This window comes from Geothermobacter hydrogeniphilus (assembly GCF_002093115.1).
In the GTDB taxonomy this organism is placed as follows: domain Bacteria; phylum Desulfobacterota; class Desulfuromonadia; order Desulfuromonadales; family Geothermobacteraceae; genus Geothermobacter_A; species Geothermobacter_A hydrogeniphilus.
Map to the genome: position 1 here is coordinate 1 of NZ_NAAD01000036.1, position 14623 is coordinate 14623.

Below are 14623 nucleotides of genomic sequence, written 5' to 3' on the forward strand. Positions count from 1 at the left end.
ATCATGGCGCCTTGACGCCGATTTAGGTAGTGGGGGGAGACCATTTCATCAACAGCCTCCTGGTAAACGGCAACTTTTATAGCACGTTGGAGAGTATCGGGAAAGCATGTTAGCATGGCGTTCTGCTGATCGGAGGTTTTCTGCATGCGCTCTTCCTGCCCTCGGCATTTCCCGGTGCACTATGCCTGGATCATTGTCCTGTCCGGGTTTCTGACGCTGTTCGCCTGCCTCGGCCTGGCGCGCTTCGCCTACGCCATGCTGCTGCCGGGGATGCGGACTGACCTGGCCCTGGGCTATGATCGCATGGGGCTGATCAGCACCGCCAATTTTATCGGTTACCTGGTTGCGGTGGCGCTGGCACCACGCCTGCTGAAACGCCTGCGCCCGCGTCTGACCATCAGCCTGGGACTGGTGCTGATCGCTGCATGCATGCTGACGGTGAGTGCCGCCAGCCGCTTCCAGCTCATTCTGATCTGCTATGCCCTGGTCGGGTTCGGCAGCGGTATGGCCAATATCCCCGCCATGGTGCTGGTTTCCCACTGGTTCCGGCCGGTCTTTCGGGGCCGCGCTGCCGGGCTGATGATTTCCGGAAATGGTGTGGCCATCATCTTTACCGGTTTTCTTGTGCCCCGCCTCAATGCGGCTTTCGGTACGAATGGCTGGCGGATCGGCTGGCTCTGCCTCGGAGGGATGGTTGCGGGGATTGCATTGCTGGTCTCCTGGATGCTGCGTAATGACCCGAAATCGCTTGGTCTTGAGCCGCTCGGTGAGACCGGGCCGGTCTCAGGTCCGCACTCCCCCGTTCGTGAGCAGGGCCAGGGTAAGCTGATGCTGCTGCTCGGTCTGCTCTACCTGGTCTTCGGTGCGACCTACATGGTTTACGGCACCTTCATCGTCACCAGCATGGTCGAGGAATATGGCCTGAACGAGGCAACCGCCGGCTTCTACTGGTCCCTGGTCGGTCTGCTCAGTATTTTCTCGGGGATCGCTTTCGGCGTACTCTCAGACCGTATCGGCCGCAAGGCTGGTCTGGCGCTGGTCTTCCTGGTCCAATCCTGCGCCTACCTGCTTGCCGGCAGTGGCCTCGGTGAAGTGTCGCTGATTCTTTCCATCATTCTTTACGGATTTTCGGTCTTTGCCATCCCGACGATCATGGCTGCCGCAGTCGGTGATTTCTTCGGCCTGCAACGAGCGGCCATGGCCTTCTCTCTGATCACCTTCTTTTTTGCTGCCGGACAGACAGTCGGGCCCGGTTTGGCGGGGGTGCTGGCCGAGGCGGTCGGTTCCTTCTCGCCGGCTTATTTTGTCGCGGGCGGGTTGACGCTGCTGGCTGCGCTGCTGGCCCTGCTGCTTCCGGGCCGAACGGAAGTGTGATTCGTGACCGGAAGGACGCAAGGTCACCTGGTTGAAACCAGAAGTCGTGAAGGGGACGTGAAGGGGGGCAACCCGTGTCGGAGGGGACCTGCTTCAGGAACCCGTCCCGGAAGAGCGCAGCCGTTCGAGATCCTCGGCGATCAGCAGGGCGTGCCCCTCGGTTGAATAGATGTTTTTCTCCAGCACGGCCCGGGCCTGTGCGTCGTTGATTGTTTCGCAGCGACGCCGAAGATCCTGTTCGACTTTCCTTTCCAGCCGCAAAGCCATTTCCAGGGCCTGAAGTTGGTTGAAACCGGCCAGTGCCGCGCAGTCGACTTCATCGCAGGGTTGCGGCGGGGCCTGCTCCATCTCCTCAAACGAAACCGCTTCCGGGCTCGGCAACAGGGCATGGAAGCTGCGGGCATGTTCCAGTTCCTCGTCGGCCAGCAGTTCGAAATGGAACCTCGCATCCTCGTCCTGCAGGCATCCTGCGGCATGCTGGTAGAAATGCATGGCCTGAAGTTCCATCTGGACCATCTGCAGGATGATGTCTTCGCTCGTCAGGGTTTTCATTGAGCATTCTCCCGGTCGATTTTCTCGGTTTCTATTCCCTTTTCTTCCAGCTCGGCCTCAAGTTTCTCGGCCGAAACCTTGAGCGGTGTCAGCTTGAGGTAGTGCAGGCCGTCGCCGGTATGGTTCGCGATCACCGAGACCGGCCCCCGTTCGATCTGGATTTCTTCGACCTGGTCGCCGAGCTTGAGAATGACCCCCTCGCGGAGGCCGGCGCCGGCATTGATCTTCGGGTTGGCGGTCGGATGCTCCCGCGGCTTGAAACGGTCGAGTTCCTTTTTGACCGTTTCCTTTTCCGCGAGCAGCTTCTGTTTGCGCTCGGTGAGGATGTCGACGCGCAGCTGCAGGGCCTCGCGCAGCGCCTGCAGTTTTTGTTTGCCGGGATCAAGGGGGCCGAGCGTGTCATCGATTCGCTGGATCTGTGAACCGGTGCTCTTCAGTCGGTAGCGCAAGTGGTTGAGCCGGTCCTCTTCGGGGAAATAGACACCGGCGGTGACCATGGTGCGGTGGCCGGAAACGGAACCTAAGTGGCGTGCCTCGATCCCTTCGAGAGCCACCGTTTCGCCCCCGGAAATGGTGCCGCGGGGGACCATGATCCGCCCGGTCGCCTTGACCGTTGCGTTGCGGATTTCATGGCTGACGGTCACATCGCCCCGGCATTCGACCAGCACCTCGTTGAGGTAGCGGGTTTTCAGCGGGCCCTGACAACGGATTTCCCCCTTGCCCTTGCCGGAGGCGCTGCCGATTTCGACCGGGCCGCCGGATTCGAGTCGGCAGGCCCCGACGTTGCCGGCCACCTTGATTCCCCTGGCGGCCTTGATGTGAAAGCCGTCCAGCACGTCGCCGCGGACTTCGACGAAACCGTTGAAGTCAATGTTGCCGGTCTCCAGGTCGAGATCGCCCGGGATAATGAGCTGTTCTGAAACGGTCAGAACATTATTTTCCAGAATGACGCGGCCGGCCCGGGTGGCGAAGGCCTTGCCCTGGTCGGGGTCGAGCCGTGCGCCTTCGCCGGCCCGGATATCGAGGGGGATGCCCATGCGTGGTTCGATCGGTTGTCCATGGGCGGTGAGTCCGGGGGTTCCGGCCTCGGGAGGATGGATGATGCCGATCAGGTCGTCCGGTTCGACATTGGTGAAGCTGTCCCGGGTGCGGAAATCGATATTCCCTTTTTCGTCCCGGTTGAATTCGGCCTCGTCCGCTGTCGTTCGAACCGCGGCCTCGAACCAGCCGTCGATTCCGGCCGAGGGGGGCGTCCCGGTCGCCAGCAGGACATCTGACTGGTTGGTGCCCCGGGCTGCCTCGGCGCAGAAGATGGCCAGGCGCTCCAGGTCGAGGCTCTCGGTCACCCCGGCCTGGTTGAGAAGGGTGATCAGTTCCTGCGGCGCGGGCGGTTTGTCGCTGTCGAGGATCTTGAGGCTGGCGCGGCATTCGACCTGGCTGTTCTGCAGGGTGGCGGAGAAATGGTAACAGGGCGTAGTTTTGTCAAGCAGCACCTTGACGCCGATTTCGGCGGGGCGGTGAGTTTTTCCGGGAGGAGGCATGTTACCAGTGTCCCCCGGTTCGGTAGATGGGGTGCTGGTATCGCTTCCTGTTGGCGGGGGCCTGCTCTTTCGCCAGATGGAAGAGGCCGTAGATAACGGCGCCGAACAGGCCGAGCAGAACCGCCAGCTTGCAGAGGTCCTTGATGTATTTCATAAATCTCCCGGCGACTCCAGGGAATCTGGATGTCGCCGGGATTCTTATCGGCTGTCGGCGATGAAATCTTAATCCGGTTTATTCAGCTTCCCTGCTGACGTACACTGGTCGGCCTCGCGACGAGCACTCATGAATAAACCGGGGTGAGGAAGGAGCTTCAGTCTTCGCCCAGACGGGTGGAAATCGCCGACTGGAACTGCTCCCAGTCGGGGGCGAGCCGCTGTTCAAGGAACGACGCCAGCAGACTGTCGAACAGCTGCAGGCCGGTCTGCAGCAGGTGCATGCGTTCGTAGAAGAGGGCCTCGCGCTCCATCTCCGGGTCGGTCAGGTCATCCTTTTCCAGCTGTACCGCCGGGCATTTGAAGCCGGCAAGATGAAACTGCTGTCCTTTCAGGTTCAGCTTCCAGGCATCCTCCCCTTTCTCGAAATGGAGGACTGCCTCCTGGATGCTTTTGCCGCTCCGCAGGGCGGTGCAGGCTTCGCTGAAGCGGTCCTGCGGGCCGCTGACGACCAGCTTCTGCACGCCGCTTTCCGAGGCGCCGCTGATCACCAGGCGGTCGTTGAGGTAGGCGACAAAGCCTTCCCCCGCAACTGCCGGCCCGGGTCTGCTGATGCTGAACTCGGCGCTGGCGTGCAGGGTCTGGTCGAGCAGCCAGACGAGGAAGTCCTCTCCCAGCCAGCAGTTTTTTTCGATCAGATCGAGAACGGTATCGGTCCCGGCCTGGTTGGCTTCCGCCAGGGCCGGTTTGAGAGCGTCGGGAATGACAGCCTCGGCCCGGGCGTAGGGATGGTAGGCGACCAGGCGCAGGCCGTCGAAGGTCTGTTTAAAGAGGTCGCCGAACATCTCGATCTGGGCCTTGCCGAGGCTGGTGAAGCTGAGCAGCCCGGTTTCGGTATCCCAGATGACATCATAGACGCTCGGGGTCGGCAGGGTGCGGGCCAGCAGGGCGCCCTTGACCGCCTCGCGCAGTTCTTCCTTCTTCTGCTTCGGCACCCGCTGCAGGCCGGGGTTTTTCGCCAGAAACTCCTCTTCCGCCTGCCGGTAATGTTCTTTCAGCAGCCGTGCGGGAACCTTGCGCTGGTCGCGGCGCAGGGAGAAGCAGAGCCAGTGGTCGCGGCGGTAGCTGCTGGCGATCTCGAAGCTGCCGTCCTGAGAGTCGTCAAGCTGGACCCAGCCGATCGACAGTTCCTCGCTGCCGCGGTCAATGGCATGAAAGCGGTTTCTGGCCAGTTGCTCTCCGGCCCAGTCGAACAGGTCGCCGGCCGGTTTTTCACCGACGACGCGGAATTGGCTGATGCTGACGGTATTGGCAAGAATGCCCATGGGTAAAAACTCCTGATAGGGAAAGGCGGCTAAGGGCTAAAGGTGAAAGGCTCAAGGTGAAGGTTAAGGCGGAGGAATCCTTTAGCCTTGAGCCTTAGGCCCTTCACCGGTTTTCAGTATTTCCAGTTCCTGCCAGCGTTCGTAGACCTGCTCCAGTTCCGTTTCAAGTTCCTGCAGTCGTTGCTGCAGCCCGGCGACCTGCGGGCCGGCGGTCTTGTAGAACTCGGGATCGGCGAGTCTGGCGTGCAGTTCTTCCTGCTCGGCTTCCAGGGTTTCGATCCGCGCCGGCAGTTCCTCCAGTTCCTTTTTTTCGTTGAAGCTGAGTTTGCGGGCGCGTTCCTTCTTCGGTTTTTCGCGGGTCGCTTTCCGTTCCTGCGAGGTCTCTTCCTGTTGCGGTCGCTGACGCAGCCAGTCGCTGTAGCCGCCGACATACTCCGCGACCCGGCCGTCGCCCTCGAAGACGATGCTGCTGGTGACGGTGCGGTCGAGAAATTCCCGGTCGTGGCTGACCAGGAACAGGGTTCCCCGGTAATCGGCCAGCAGTTCTTCGAGCAGTTCCAGGGTCTCCAGATCGAGGTCGTTGGTCGGTTCGTCGAGGACCAGCAGGTTGGCATCCCGGGTGAAAAGCTTGGCCAGCAGCAGCCGGTTGCGCTCTCCACCGGAGAGGATACGGACCGGGGTGCGGGCGCGGTCCGGGGTAAAGAGAAAATCCTTCAGGTAGCCGTAGACGTGCCGTGATCTGCCCCCGACCATCACCGTGTCCTGGTCGCCGGAGAGGTTCTGCTGCACGGTCAGGTCGGGATCAAGCTGTTCGCGTTGCTGGTCAAAATAGAGAACCTGCAGGTTGGTGCCGAGCCGGACGCTGCCGGCGTCCGGCTCGAGTTGACCGAGCAGCAGTTTCAGCAGGGTGGTCTTGCCGGCGCCGTTGGGGCCGATCAGGCCGACCCGGTCACCGCGCAGGATGGTGGTGGAAAAATCATTGATGATCGGTTGGTCATCGTAGCCGAAGCTGAGGTTTTCCGCTTCCACCACCAGTTTGCCGCTGCGTTCGGCCTCGTTGAGCTGCAGCCGCACCCTGCCGGTGCGTTCGCGGCGCTGCCGGCGCTGCTCGCGCATCTGCTTCAGTTCGCGTACCCGGCCCTCGTTGCGGGTACGGCGGGCCTTGATCCCCTGGCGGATCCAGACCTCCTCTTCGGCCAGCTTGCGGTCGAAGCGCCGCCATTCTTCGTCTTCGGCGTGCAGGCGTTCTTCCTTGCGCCGCAGGTAATTGGCGTAGTCGCCCGGGTAATCGGCCAGCCGCCCGCGGTCGATTTCGACGATGCGGGTCGCCATGCGGCGCAGAAACGCCCGATCATGAGTGACGAAGACCAGGGTCAGGTTGCTGCGAAGCAGGTAATCTTCGAGCCAGGCGATCGACTCGATGTCGAGGTGGTTGGTCGGTTCGTCGAGCAGCAGGATGTCCGGCTCTCCGGCCAGGGCGCGACCGAGCAGCACCCGCCGCCGGAGTCCGCCGGAAAGCTGGTCGAATGGTTGTTCGGCCGGCAGCTTCAGCTGTGAGAGGATCAGTTCGACGCGCTGCAGGGCGTTCCAGCCGTCTTGCGTGTCCATGGTGTGCTGCAGTTCGGCCAGTTTTCCCGCGGCCGTAGTGTCGCCCTGTTCCAGGCTGCCGGCGGCCTGGTGGTAGCTCAGCAGCAGGTCGGCCAGCCCCTCGCAGCCTGAGGCGATCACCTCGAAGACGGTTCCCCCAAGCCCCTGTGGCACATCCTGGGGCAGTTCAGTGACGCGCAGTCCCTGCTGCCGGTCGATGACGCCCCGGTCCGGCTGCAGACGTCCCGCCAGCAGTCCCAGCAGGGTGCTTTTGCCGGCGCCGTTGCGGCCGAGCAGGCAGAGCCGGTCACCTTTCTCGATCTGCAGGTTGACGTCGTCAAGCAACGGTTGGCTGCCGAAGGAAAGGGAGATCTGTCGGAGTGAAATCAGGGCCATGAGCGAGGGATTATGCCAGAAGCGCGGGGCGGGGGGAAGGGTTGTTTTGTTCGCTGGTTGGACTTGCCGGCAACTGATGCTACTCTGTTGGAAATCCCGGCTGGAGACTGTTGCTGATGGCTCGAAAAATGTTCATTGCCGCGACCGGACAGAATATCGGCAAGACCACCCTCTGTCTGTCGCTGCTGCACCTGGCCCGCAGGAAGTACGATCGGGTCGGCTTCATCAAGCCCATCGGCCCCAAGCCGACCCTGGTCGATGGAGTGATTGTCGACAAGGACGCGGCCCTGATGGCCGGGGTCTTCGATATGCCGGCGCATCTGCGGCATATCTCGCCGGTGGTGGTGCCGCCCGGCATGACCAAGGACATCATCGACGGCCGGATTCCCCGGGAGATGCTCAGTGAACGGTTGCTGGCGGCCTTTGAGGCGCTGGAGAAGAGTTGCGATTTCATCATCATCGAGGGATCGGGGCACCCGGGCGTGGGCACCGTGCTGGGGCTTTCCAACGCCCAGGTGGCGCGGATGCTGGGGGCGTCAGTGCTGATGGTGACCGGCGGCGGCATCGGCAATGTGATCGACGGGGTGGCTGCCAACGCGGCCCTGTTTGAATACGAGTCGGTGCCGGTCAGGGCAGTGCTGGTCAACAAGCTGATCGCCGAGAAGCGGGAGCAGACCCTCGATTACCTGACGCGGGCCATGGGGCACAACGCCTTTGAACTGTTCGGCGGCTTCAATTATCAGCCGATCCTCGCCAATCCGACCCTGCGGCGGGTGGTCTCCATCCTCGGTCTGAATCTGCACGGTGATCACGAATCCCTGCAGCGCATCATCCACCATGTGCAGATTGGTGCCGCCTCGACCCACCGAGTGGCCGAACTGTTGAAAAATGATACCCTGCTGATTGTCACCAGCAGCCGCGACGAACTGCTGGTGACCCTGGCCAACCTCTACTCGATCCCCGAGTACCGGGAGAAGATCGTCGGACTGGTCATCCCCGGCAAGCACCACGTCGACCGGATCACCCAGCTGATCCTCGACCGCAGCGGCATCCCTTACCTGCGTACCACCAACCACACCACTGCCCAGCTCTACCAGATGATTACCGACGATGTCTCCAAGCTGACCCCGGAGGATACCGAAAAACTCGACCTGCTGCGCGAACTGGCCGAACTGCGGCTGGATTTCGATCGGCTGGACGAGCTGGTGGCGGGGTAGGGGGGGATGTGCTGCTATGCGATTATTCCGGAGTAGAGCGGAAGGAAGAAACAAAAGCAACGACAGGCGCTTCGTAACCCGAACTCCGCCTGTGAGCCATCAAGGCCTCTGGCGTTACCGTTCAAACCGAAAGGTAGCGTTTTTTGATCTCCTCATTTAATTGCAATTCCTGTTGGGAACCGGCGAATCGGATAAGTCCTTTGTCAATGATATATCCCCGGTCTGCAATTTCCAGAGCAAAATAGGCATTCTGCTCCGCCAGCAGGATCGGAAATGATTGCTTCAATCGGAGGATGATTTCACTCAACTGTTCGACGATAACAGGAGCCAGTCCCTCACAGGGTTCATCGAGCAACAACATTTTGGGTTGGCAGGCCAGGGCTCGCGCGATGGCCACCATTTGTTGTTCTCCTCCGCTCAACTCCCCCCCCTTACGATGTCGGAATTTATCCAAAAGGGGGAAAGTTTCAAAAAGGTCATCAATGGTCCAACGAATTTCGGTGGCCGAGGCAAAGGCCACTTCGAAATTTTCCTGAACGGTAAGTTCCGAGAAAATCCGCCGATCTTCAGGTACATATCCCAAGCCAAGGCGGACATTTTTGAACACGGGCTGGTTGGTAATATCCTCGCCCAGAAACCGTATGGTCCCTTTGCGGGGGTGATTGTAACCCATGATACTTTTTATCGTTGTTGATTTCCCGGCGCCATTTCGCCCGAGCAGGCAGACGATTTCCCCCCGGTTTACCTCAAGGTCCACGCCTTGGAGAATATAACTGTCTGCGTAATAGCTATGGATACCCTCAACCTTGAGCATTAACTTTTCTCCCCAGATATGCTTCCTGTACATGCACATTTGAGCGAATTTCTTCTGGAGTTCCCTGGGCAAGCAGGAGCCCCTGGTGCAACACGTAAATTTTTTCGGAAAGCGAAAAAACAACTTTCATGTCATGCTCGGTTATGAAAAACGTGGTTCCAGAGTTTTTTGCCAGCAGCCTGATCAGGTTAATCATGTTTTCGGTTTCTTCAGGGTTCATCCCGGCGGTCGGTTCATCCAGCAGCACAACGCTTGGATCCCTTGCCAGAACGATTGCCATCTCGACCAACCGCTTATCACCATAGGCCAGACTGGAGACGACATGCTTCGCTCGGTCAGCCAAACCTACCTGCTCCAGGGTGAACATGGCCTTTTCTGTGACCTGACTGTCCCGGAAAAGATTGCCGTAGAGTTTGTAGTGCTTCCGTTGTTGAATGGCCAGGGGGGTGAGGACATTCTCGATAACCGTGAGTTCAGAAAAAATGTTGGTGATTTGAAACGAGCGGCACATCCCCTTACCGACAACGCGGTGAGAGGGTAATCCGGTGATATCTTCACCATTTAAAAAAACCCTACCTCGGGTTGGGGGGAATTTCCCGGAGATGGCATTGTAAAAAGTCGTCTTGCCGGCACCGTTGGGGCCGATCAATGCGGAAAGTTCTCCCTTGTCAATGCCCAGTGAGATGTCTTCAATAACCTTGAACTTGCCGTACGAGTGACTCAAGTTTTCAATGCGTAGGACCTTATCCGCGTTCATTTTATTTCCTGCTTGAAGAATTTATTCAGCAAGGTTCCGAATACCCCTTCAGGGAAGAACAGGACAATGGGCACCAGGACGACTCCAAGGAAAAACATCCAGTTCTCTGTAAACTGAATAATGATTTGTTCTAAAACAAAGAAGATTCCAGCTCCGAACAGCGGCCCGAGGAAAACCCCGGTCCCTCCAATGACCGACATGATGACGGGCTTGGCAGAGAAACTCCAGTGCATGAAGCCCGGGGTTGCCATGGTGTTAAATACACAGAACAAAACTCCGGCCAGGCCAGTGAACGTTCCAGATATGGTAAATGCGGCTATTCGCAACCTTTTTACATTCCCGCCAACGAAAGAAACCCGTTGTTTGTTCTCCCGCAAGGCTTTAAGAATCAGACCGAAAGGTGACTGAACAATCACTCGGAGCAATCCCAGTCCGACCAGGACTGAGACAAGGATCAGGTAGTACATGCTGTTCGGTGTATAGAAGGTGAGCTGGTTGCCGAACAAGTTCAGGGTCGGGGAAGAAAAAACCGGCAGACCATCGCTGCCGCCGGTTACATCTCGCCAGTTGTGGGCGATTGAGAAAAACAACATGCCAAACCCGAGAGTGATCATCGCGAAAAAAATTTCATCCAGTCGGACCGAAAAAAAACCGATTACCAGTGAGCCTAGAAATGCCACCAGCATGCCGGCGGAAAGGATTAAAAACAGATTGTCATGGCCGGCCTGCAGCAGCAGGGCAGCCGTATAGGCCCCGAGGCCAAAAAAAGCGCCCTGCCCGAAGGACAACAATCCTGTATAGCCGAGCAAAAGGTTGAAGCTGACGGCCATCAGTCCCATGATCAAAATTTCGGACAGAATCATCACCCAGTAGATCGGGATTACCAGCGGAGCGGCAAACAGCAAGAGGACCAGCAGTATCGGTCCAGCCAGGTTGATGCGGGCTTGTATTTTCATCCTCACACCCCCTTTTTGAACAGGCCATGCGGTCTGACCAAGAGAATAACCGCCAGCAACAGATAGGGGATGGCCATCTGCATCCTTCCTGCAAACTCAGTCCCAAAAGATTCCAGCAGCCCAAGAAGCAAAGCCCCGGCGAACGCCCCGGGAAAGCTCCCCAGGCCACCTACAACGACAACGATGAAGCTTTCAATGATGATTTTTTCTCCCATTGAGGGGACCAGACTCTGCTGAGGCGCTGCCAGGGCCCCGCCCAGAGCAGCGAGCCAGGTGCCAAGAGCAAAAACCGCAGTGTAAATCAAGGGAACATTTATTCCGACCCCTTCCGCCATGATGTTGTCAAAGGATGCAGCGCGGATGGTTTTTCCCCAGCGGGTAAAGTGGAAAAATGACCAGAGGAGAGCCCCGATAAGTGGGCCGACAAGAATCAGAAATAATCGATAGACGGGATAGTCCTGCCCGGCGACCGACATGACACCGCTTAGTAAAACGGGCGGGTCTACGACATGATAGCCAGAGCCCCATATCATGCGTACACCATCATCCAGGATCAGCAGAACGGCAAAAGTCAACAGCAACTGGAAGGAAACATCCCGTCCATAGACCTGCTTCAGCAGGAATTTTTCCATCAGAACACCGACGACCACCGCACAGAGTGGGCCGACCAGCAGTCCTAACCAGAATGAATCAAAGTACTGCATCGCCTGCATGCACAGGTACGCCCCAAGCATAAATAGTGACCCATGCGCAAAGTTCAGCACCCCCAGCACGCCGAAGACGGTTGTTAAACCAACCGAGATCAGAAATAGCAACATCCCCCAACTCAGGCCATTTAACGTGTTCAGCAGCAGATATTCCATTCCAACTCCAGCGCTGTCGATCAAGAACTTATTGACTCAGGTAAGGGTTGTCAGAGTCGAGAGCGGGGAGATCCTTCCTCCCCGCTCTGAACCGGTCTAGGCAAGAATTAAGTCGCGGAATTTACATTGAACAACCAGTCTCGGCGATGGACGGAGTAATGTCAGCCCCTTTGAAAATCTTGATCGGCTTCAGAATGCGGTGCGAAAAGCCTGCCGCAGCGGAAGTTTTCCCCCAGTGCGCATCGGTGATAGCCTGATGATCACCTTTGCGGATCTCTACAAGCCCCGTTGGAATTTCAATCTTCAATCCTTCCAGGGCCTTGGCAATGCCCTCTTTGTCAAGGGATTTGGCTTTTTCAGCTGCAGCCTTGTAGGCGTAGACTGCACTGTAGGCCCCATGTGCGTTGTAGGAAGGATAGGCCCCATATTTCTTTAAATAGCTGGCTACAAATTTTTTATTGATGGCGGAATCATTCGCCTGGAACCAGTATCTGGAGCCAACCCAAAGGCCTTCGGGCATCTTGTCGCCCAATGCTGTCAATACTTCAATTGCGCCGCCAAGGGACATCAGTACCTGGAAGTCCCCGTTGAAAAAGCCCATGTCGCTGGCTTGACGAACGAAATCGATCAGATTGCCACCCCACAGAGAAATGAAGACGCCATCGGGTTTGCTGCTCATGACCTTGGTGATGTAGGAACTGAAATCGGTGGTTTTGAACGGCGGGAAGGCGACCTTGTTTTTCGGCAGGAAGGTTGCCTCCGGATTGAGTTCTTTTAAATATTTTTCAAAATATTCCCAGGACTGGTGGCCAAAAGCATAGTCCGGGCCAACTGTCGTCCACTTTTTTGCCCCCGTCTCCTTGGCCAGCAGTGCGGCCGCCTTTACATTCTGGGCCAGGTTAAGAGAAATCCTGAACGTATACTTGTTGCACACGCTGCCGGTAACATCAGGCGTTGCGGCGTGGGTAATGATCAGCGGGGTCTTCATCTTTTCGATTGCAGGAACGACGGTTTTTGCAACGCCGCTTGAATCGAGCCCAATCAACATATCGACCTTGTCCTGATAAACCAGTTTTCTGATGGCGCGCAAGGCAACATCCGCTTTTCCGGTGGAATCCTCAAAAAAGCCTTCAACCTTCATTCCATTGATGCCACCAGCAGCATTAATTTCTGCAATTGCCATCTCGGCACCCTGTTTGGCGAATTGCCCATAAGCAGAAAAGGGTCCAGACATGATGTAGGTAAAACCAATCTTTGCTGTTGAAGCTGCATGGGCCCAAATACCGGACAGAAAAACCACTGAAATCGTGACAATGATAAATAAAAACCTCTTACCCATGGTCCTCCTCCTTTTGTGAATTTTGCTTGTTGAAAGTTGGCCTTCCCGCCGAAGACAACAACTTTTAGTGCGCCTTAAAAATAACACCGTTTTATTGTTTATTCAACAGGGGATTTGTTTAGAGTAAACATAAGTTTGCCCGTGTTTCTGCCAGAGTTTCCAAAGGGGCGGTGGCGGGGGAGTGTGAAAAACCAGTGGTACGGGCACTTGTTAATAAATTGAGCCGATGACGGGGGCTGACACCTGCGGAGCCCGTCCCCGTCATTGCTCTACCGATCTTTACCTGATCTTTATCCTCGCATTATCCCGCCGTTACCCGGATGCGGTATGCTTTATCAAAACCCGGCCCTGAAGCGGCCGGACAGGTAGCGGAGGATAAGGATGAAAAAACTGATTCTCGCCATAGTCATTCTCCTGGCGGCGATGTTCGACCTGGGGATGAGCATGGATCAAGGCATGGACAAATCCGGCGACGCGGCCATGGCCGCCCGAACCGCGGTCTTCGCCGGCGGCTGTTTCTGGTGCACCGAATCCGATTTTGAAAAAGTTCTCGGGGTCAGCGAGGTGATCTCCGGCTACACCGGCGGCAAGGAGATCAATCCGACCTACGCGCAGGTTTCCGGCCACGCCACCGGACATGTCGAAGCGGTCAAGGTCACTTATGATCCGGCCAAAGTCAGTTACGGCCAGCTGGTTGAATGGTTCTGGCGCCACGTCGATCCGACCGATAACGGCGGCCAGTTCGTCGATCGCGGGTCCCAGTACCGCAGCGTGATATTTTTCGCCGACAGTGAACAGCGGCGCATCGCCGAAGCGTCGAAGCGGCGACTGGCCGCCTCGGGACGTTTCGCCGCTCCGATCGTCACCGAGATCCTGCCGCTCGGCCCTTTCTATCCCGCCGAGGATTATCACCAGGATTATCACAGGAAAAATCCCCTCCGCTACGGCTGGTACCGCAGCGGCTCGGGGCGCGACCAGTTCCTGGAGAAAACCTGGAGCGATGAAGAGCTGACTTTTGCCGCGATAGTGAAGGAATTTCCTGAGCTGAGGCCGAAGGTCTCCAGGACGACAAAGGATAACCTGAAGAGTTCGGAGGAGGATATGGGGATGCAGCAGGAAGGGGAAAAAATGAATCGCCGATACATGGTTCCCGATGACGAGGAGTTGAAGAAAAAACTGACCCCCCTGCAGTACAAGGTCACCCGTGAAGACGCCACCGAGCGTCCTTTTGCCAACAGCTACTGGGACAACCATGAGGCGGGCCTCTACGTCGATGTCATTTCCGGCGAACCCCTGTTCAGTTCCTCCGACAAGTTTGAGTCGGGGACAGGCTGGCCGAGCTTCACCCGGCCGCTGGAGGCGGACAATATCGTTGAACGAAAGGACGGCAGCCTGTTCATGACGCGGATCGAAGTGCGCAGCAGGCACGCCGATTCCCACCTGGGACATGTTTTCCCCGACGGGCCCGCCCCGACCGGGCTGCGCTACTGCATCAATTCGGCGGCGCTGCGCTTCATTCCGAAAGCTGATCTGGAAAAGGAAGGTTACGGAGACTATAAGGAGTTGATCAAATAAGATCCTGAATCAGTGGATTCAGGAAGGTGTCAATCGTGGCGGGGGACAAGTGTCGAGAGTCCCCCGCCTCCACCGCCTGTGGTACGCGGCAGGCTGCCAGCCACCTGATGGCTGGGAGGCTGTTGATGAAATGGTCTCCCCCCACTACCTAAATCGGCGTCAAGGCGCCATGAT

13 protein-coding genes are annotated in these 14623 nt (G+C 57.7%); 3 read left to right on the plus strand and 10 right to left on the minus strand.

Translation table 11 applies throughout. The annotated features are described in order from the left end of the window. The first annotated feature begins 144 nt into the window (after positions 1-144). The gene (locus B5V00_RS16240) at positions 145-1374 is read left to right on the plus strand and encodes a YbfB/YjiJ family MFS transporter (protein ID WP_085011858.1); all 1230 of its coding nucleotides are present in this window, start codon (positions 145-147) and stop codon (positions 1372-1374) included. Between the two features lie 93 nt (positions 1375-1467). Here the strand turns inward: B5V00_RS16240 and B5V00_RS16245 are convergent, their stop codons facing one another. The 5 genes from B5V00_RS16245 to B5V00_RS16260 all read right to left on the minus strand — a co-directional run bounded on the left by B5V00_RS16245 (position 1468) and on the right by B5V00_RS16260 (position 6928). Then, entirely contained in the window at positions 1468-1926 is a 459-nt protein-coding gene (locus B5V00_RS16245) for a hypothetical protein (protein ID WP_085011859.1), read from the minus strand. Then, positions 1923-3467, minus strand: coding sequence for a flagellar assembly protein A (locus tag B5V00_RS16250; protein WP_085011860.1), 1545 nt, complete (start codon positions 3465-3467; stop codon positions 1923-1925). The genes B5V00_RS16245 and B5V00_RS16250 overlap by 4 nt, the downstream gene beginning before the upstream one ends. Position 3468: 1 nt before the next feature. Continuing rightward, positions 3469-3621: a hypothetical protein gene (locus B5V00_RS17255; RefSeq protein WP_158247290.1), complete on the minus strand. Its 153-nt coding sequence runs from the start codon at positions 3619-3621 to the stop codon at positions 3469-3471. Positions 3622-3778: 157 nt separating this feature from the next. After that, a complete protein-coding gene (gene rdgC / locus B5V00_RS16255) occupies positions 3779-4945 on the minus strand; it encodes a recombination-associated protein RdgC (RefSeq protein WP_085011861.1) in 1167 nt (388 codons plus the stop codon). A gap of 81 nt (positions 4946-5026) precedes the next feature. Continuing rightward, positions 5027-6928, minus strand: coding sequence for an ATP-binding cassette domain-containing protein (locus tag B5V00_RS16260; protein ID WP_085011862.1), 1902 nt, complete (start codon positions 6926-6928; stop codon positions 5027-5029). A gap of 116 nt (positions 6929-7044) precedes the next feature. Between B5V00_RS16260 and B5V00_RS16265 the strand changes: the two genes are divergently transcribed. After that, positions 7045-8145, plus strand: coding sequence for an AAA family ATPase (locus B5V00_RS16265; RefSeq protein WP_085011863.1), 1101 nt, complete (start codon positions 7045-7047; stop codon positions 8143-8145). A gap of 121 nt (positions 8146-8266) precedes the next feature. On the opposite strand, the gene B5V00_RS16270 is transcribed toward B5V00_RS16265, so the two are convergent. The 5 genes from B5V00_RS16270 to B5V00_RS16290 form a co-directional block, all read right to left on the minus strand. After that, a complete protein-coding gene (locus B5V00_RS16270; protein WP_085011864.1) occupies positions 8267-8959 on the minus strand; it encodes an ABC transporter ATP-binding protein in 693 nt (230 codons plus the stop codon). Continuing rightward, positions 8946-9716 carry an ABC transporter ATP-binding protein gene (locus tag B5V00_RS16275; RefSeq protein ID WP_085011865.1) on the minus strand — a complete coding sequence of 257 codons (771 nt, stop codon included), beginning with the start codon at positions 9714-9716 and terminating at the stop codon, positions 8946-8948. The genes B5V00_RS16270 and B5V00_RS16275 overlap by 14 nt, the downstream gene beginning before the upstream one ends. Next, positions 9713-10672 (minus strand): branched-chain amino acid ABC transporter permease, encoded by a 960-nt coding sequence (locus B5V00_RS16280; protein ID WP_085011866.1) that lies wholly within the window; start codon positions 10670-10672, stop codon positions 9713-9715. Before B5V00_RS16280 ends, B5V00_RS16275 begins: the two co-directional genes overlap by 4 nt. A gap of 2 nt (positions 10673-10674) precedes the next feature. Continuing rightward, positions 10675-11535: a branched-chain amino acid ABC transporter permease gene (locus B5V00_RS16285; RefSeq protein ID WP_085011867.1), complete on the minus strand. Its 861-nt coding sequence runs from the start codon at positions 11533-11535 to the stop codon at positions 10675-10677. Between the two features lie 121 nt (positions 11536-11656). Continuing rightward, positions 11657-12874 carry an ABC transporter substrate-binding protein gene (locus B5V00_RS16290; protein WP_085011868.1) on the minus strand — a complete coding sequence of 406 codons (1218 nt, stop codon included), beginning with the start codon at positions 12872-12874 and terminating at the stop codon, positions 11657-11659. A gap of 438 nt (positions 12875-13312) precedes the next feature. Here B5V00_RS16290 and msrB point away from each other — a divergent pair, with 438 nt between their 5' ends. Continuing rightward, positions 13313-14449: a peptide-methionine (R)-S-oxide reductase MsrB gene (gene msrB / locus B5V00_RS16295; protein ID WP_281249726.1), complete on the plus strand. Its 1137-nt coding sequence runs from the start codon at positions 13313-13315 to the stop codon at positions 14447-14449. Positions 14450-14623: the final 174 nt, after the last annotated feature.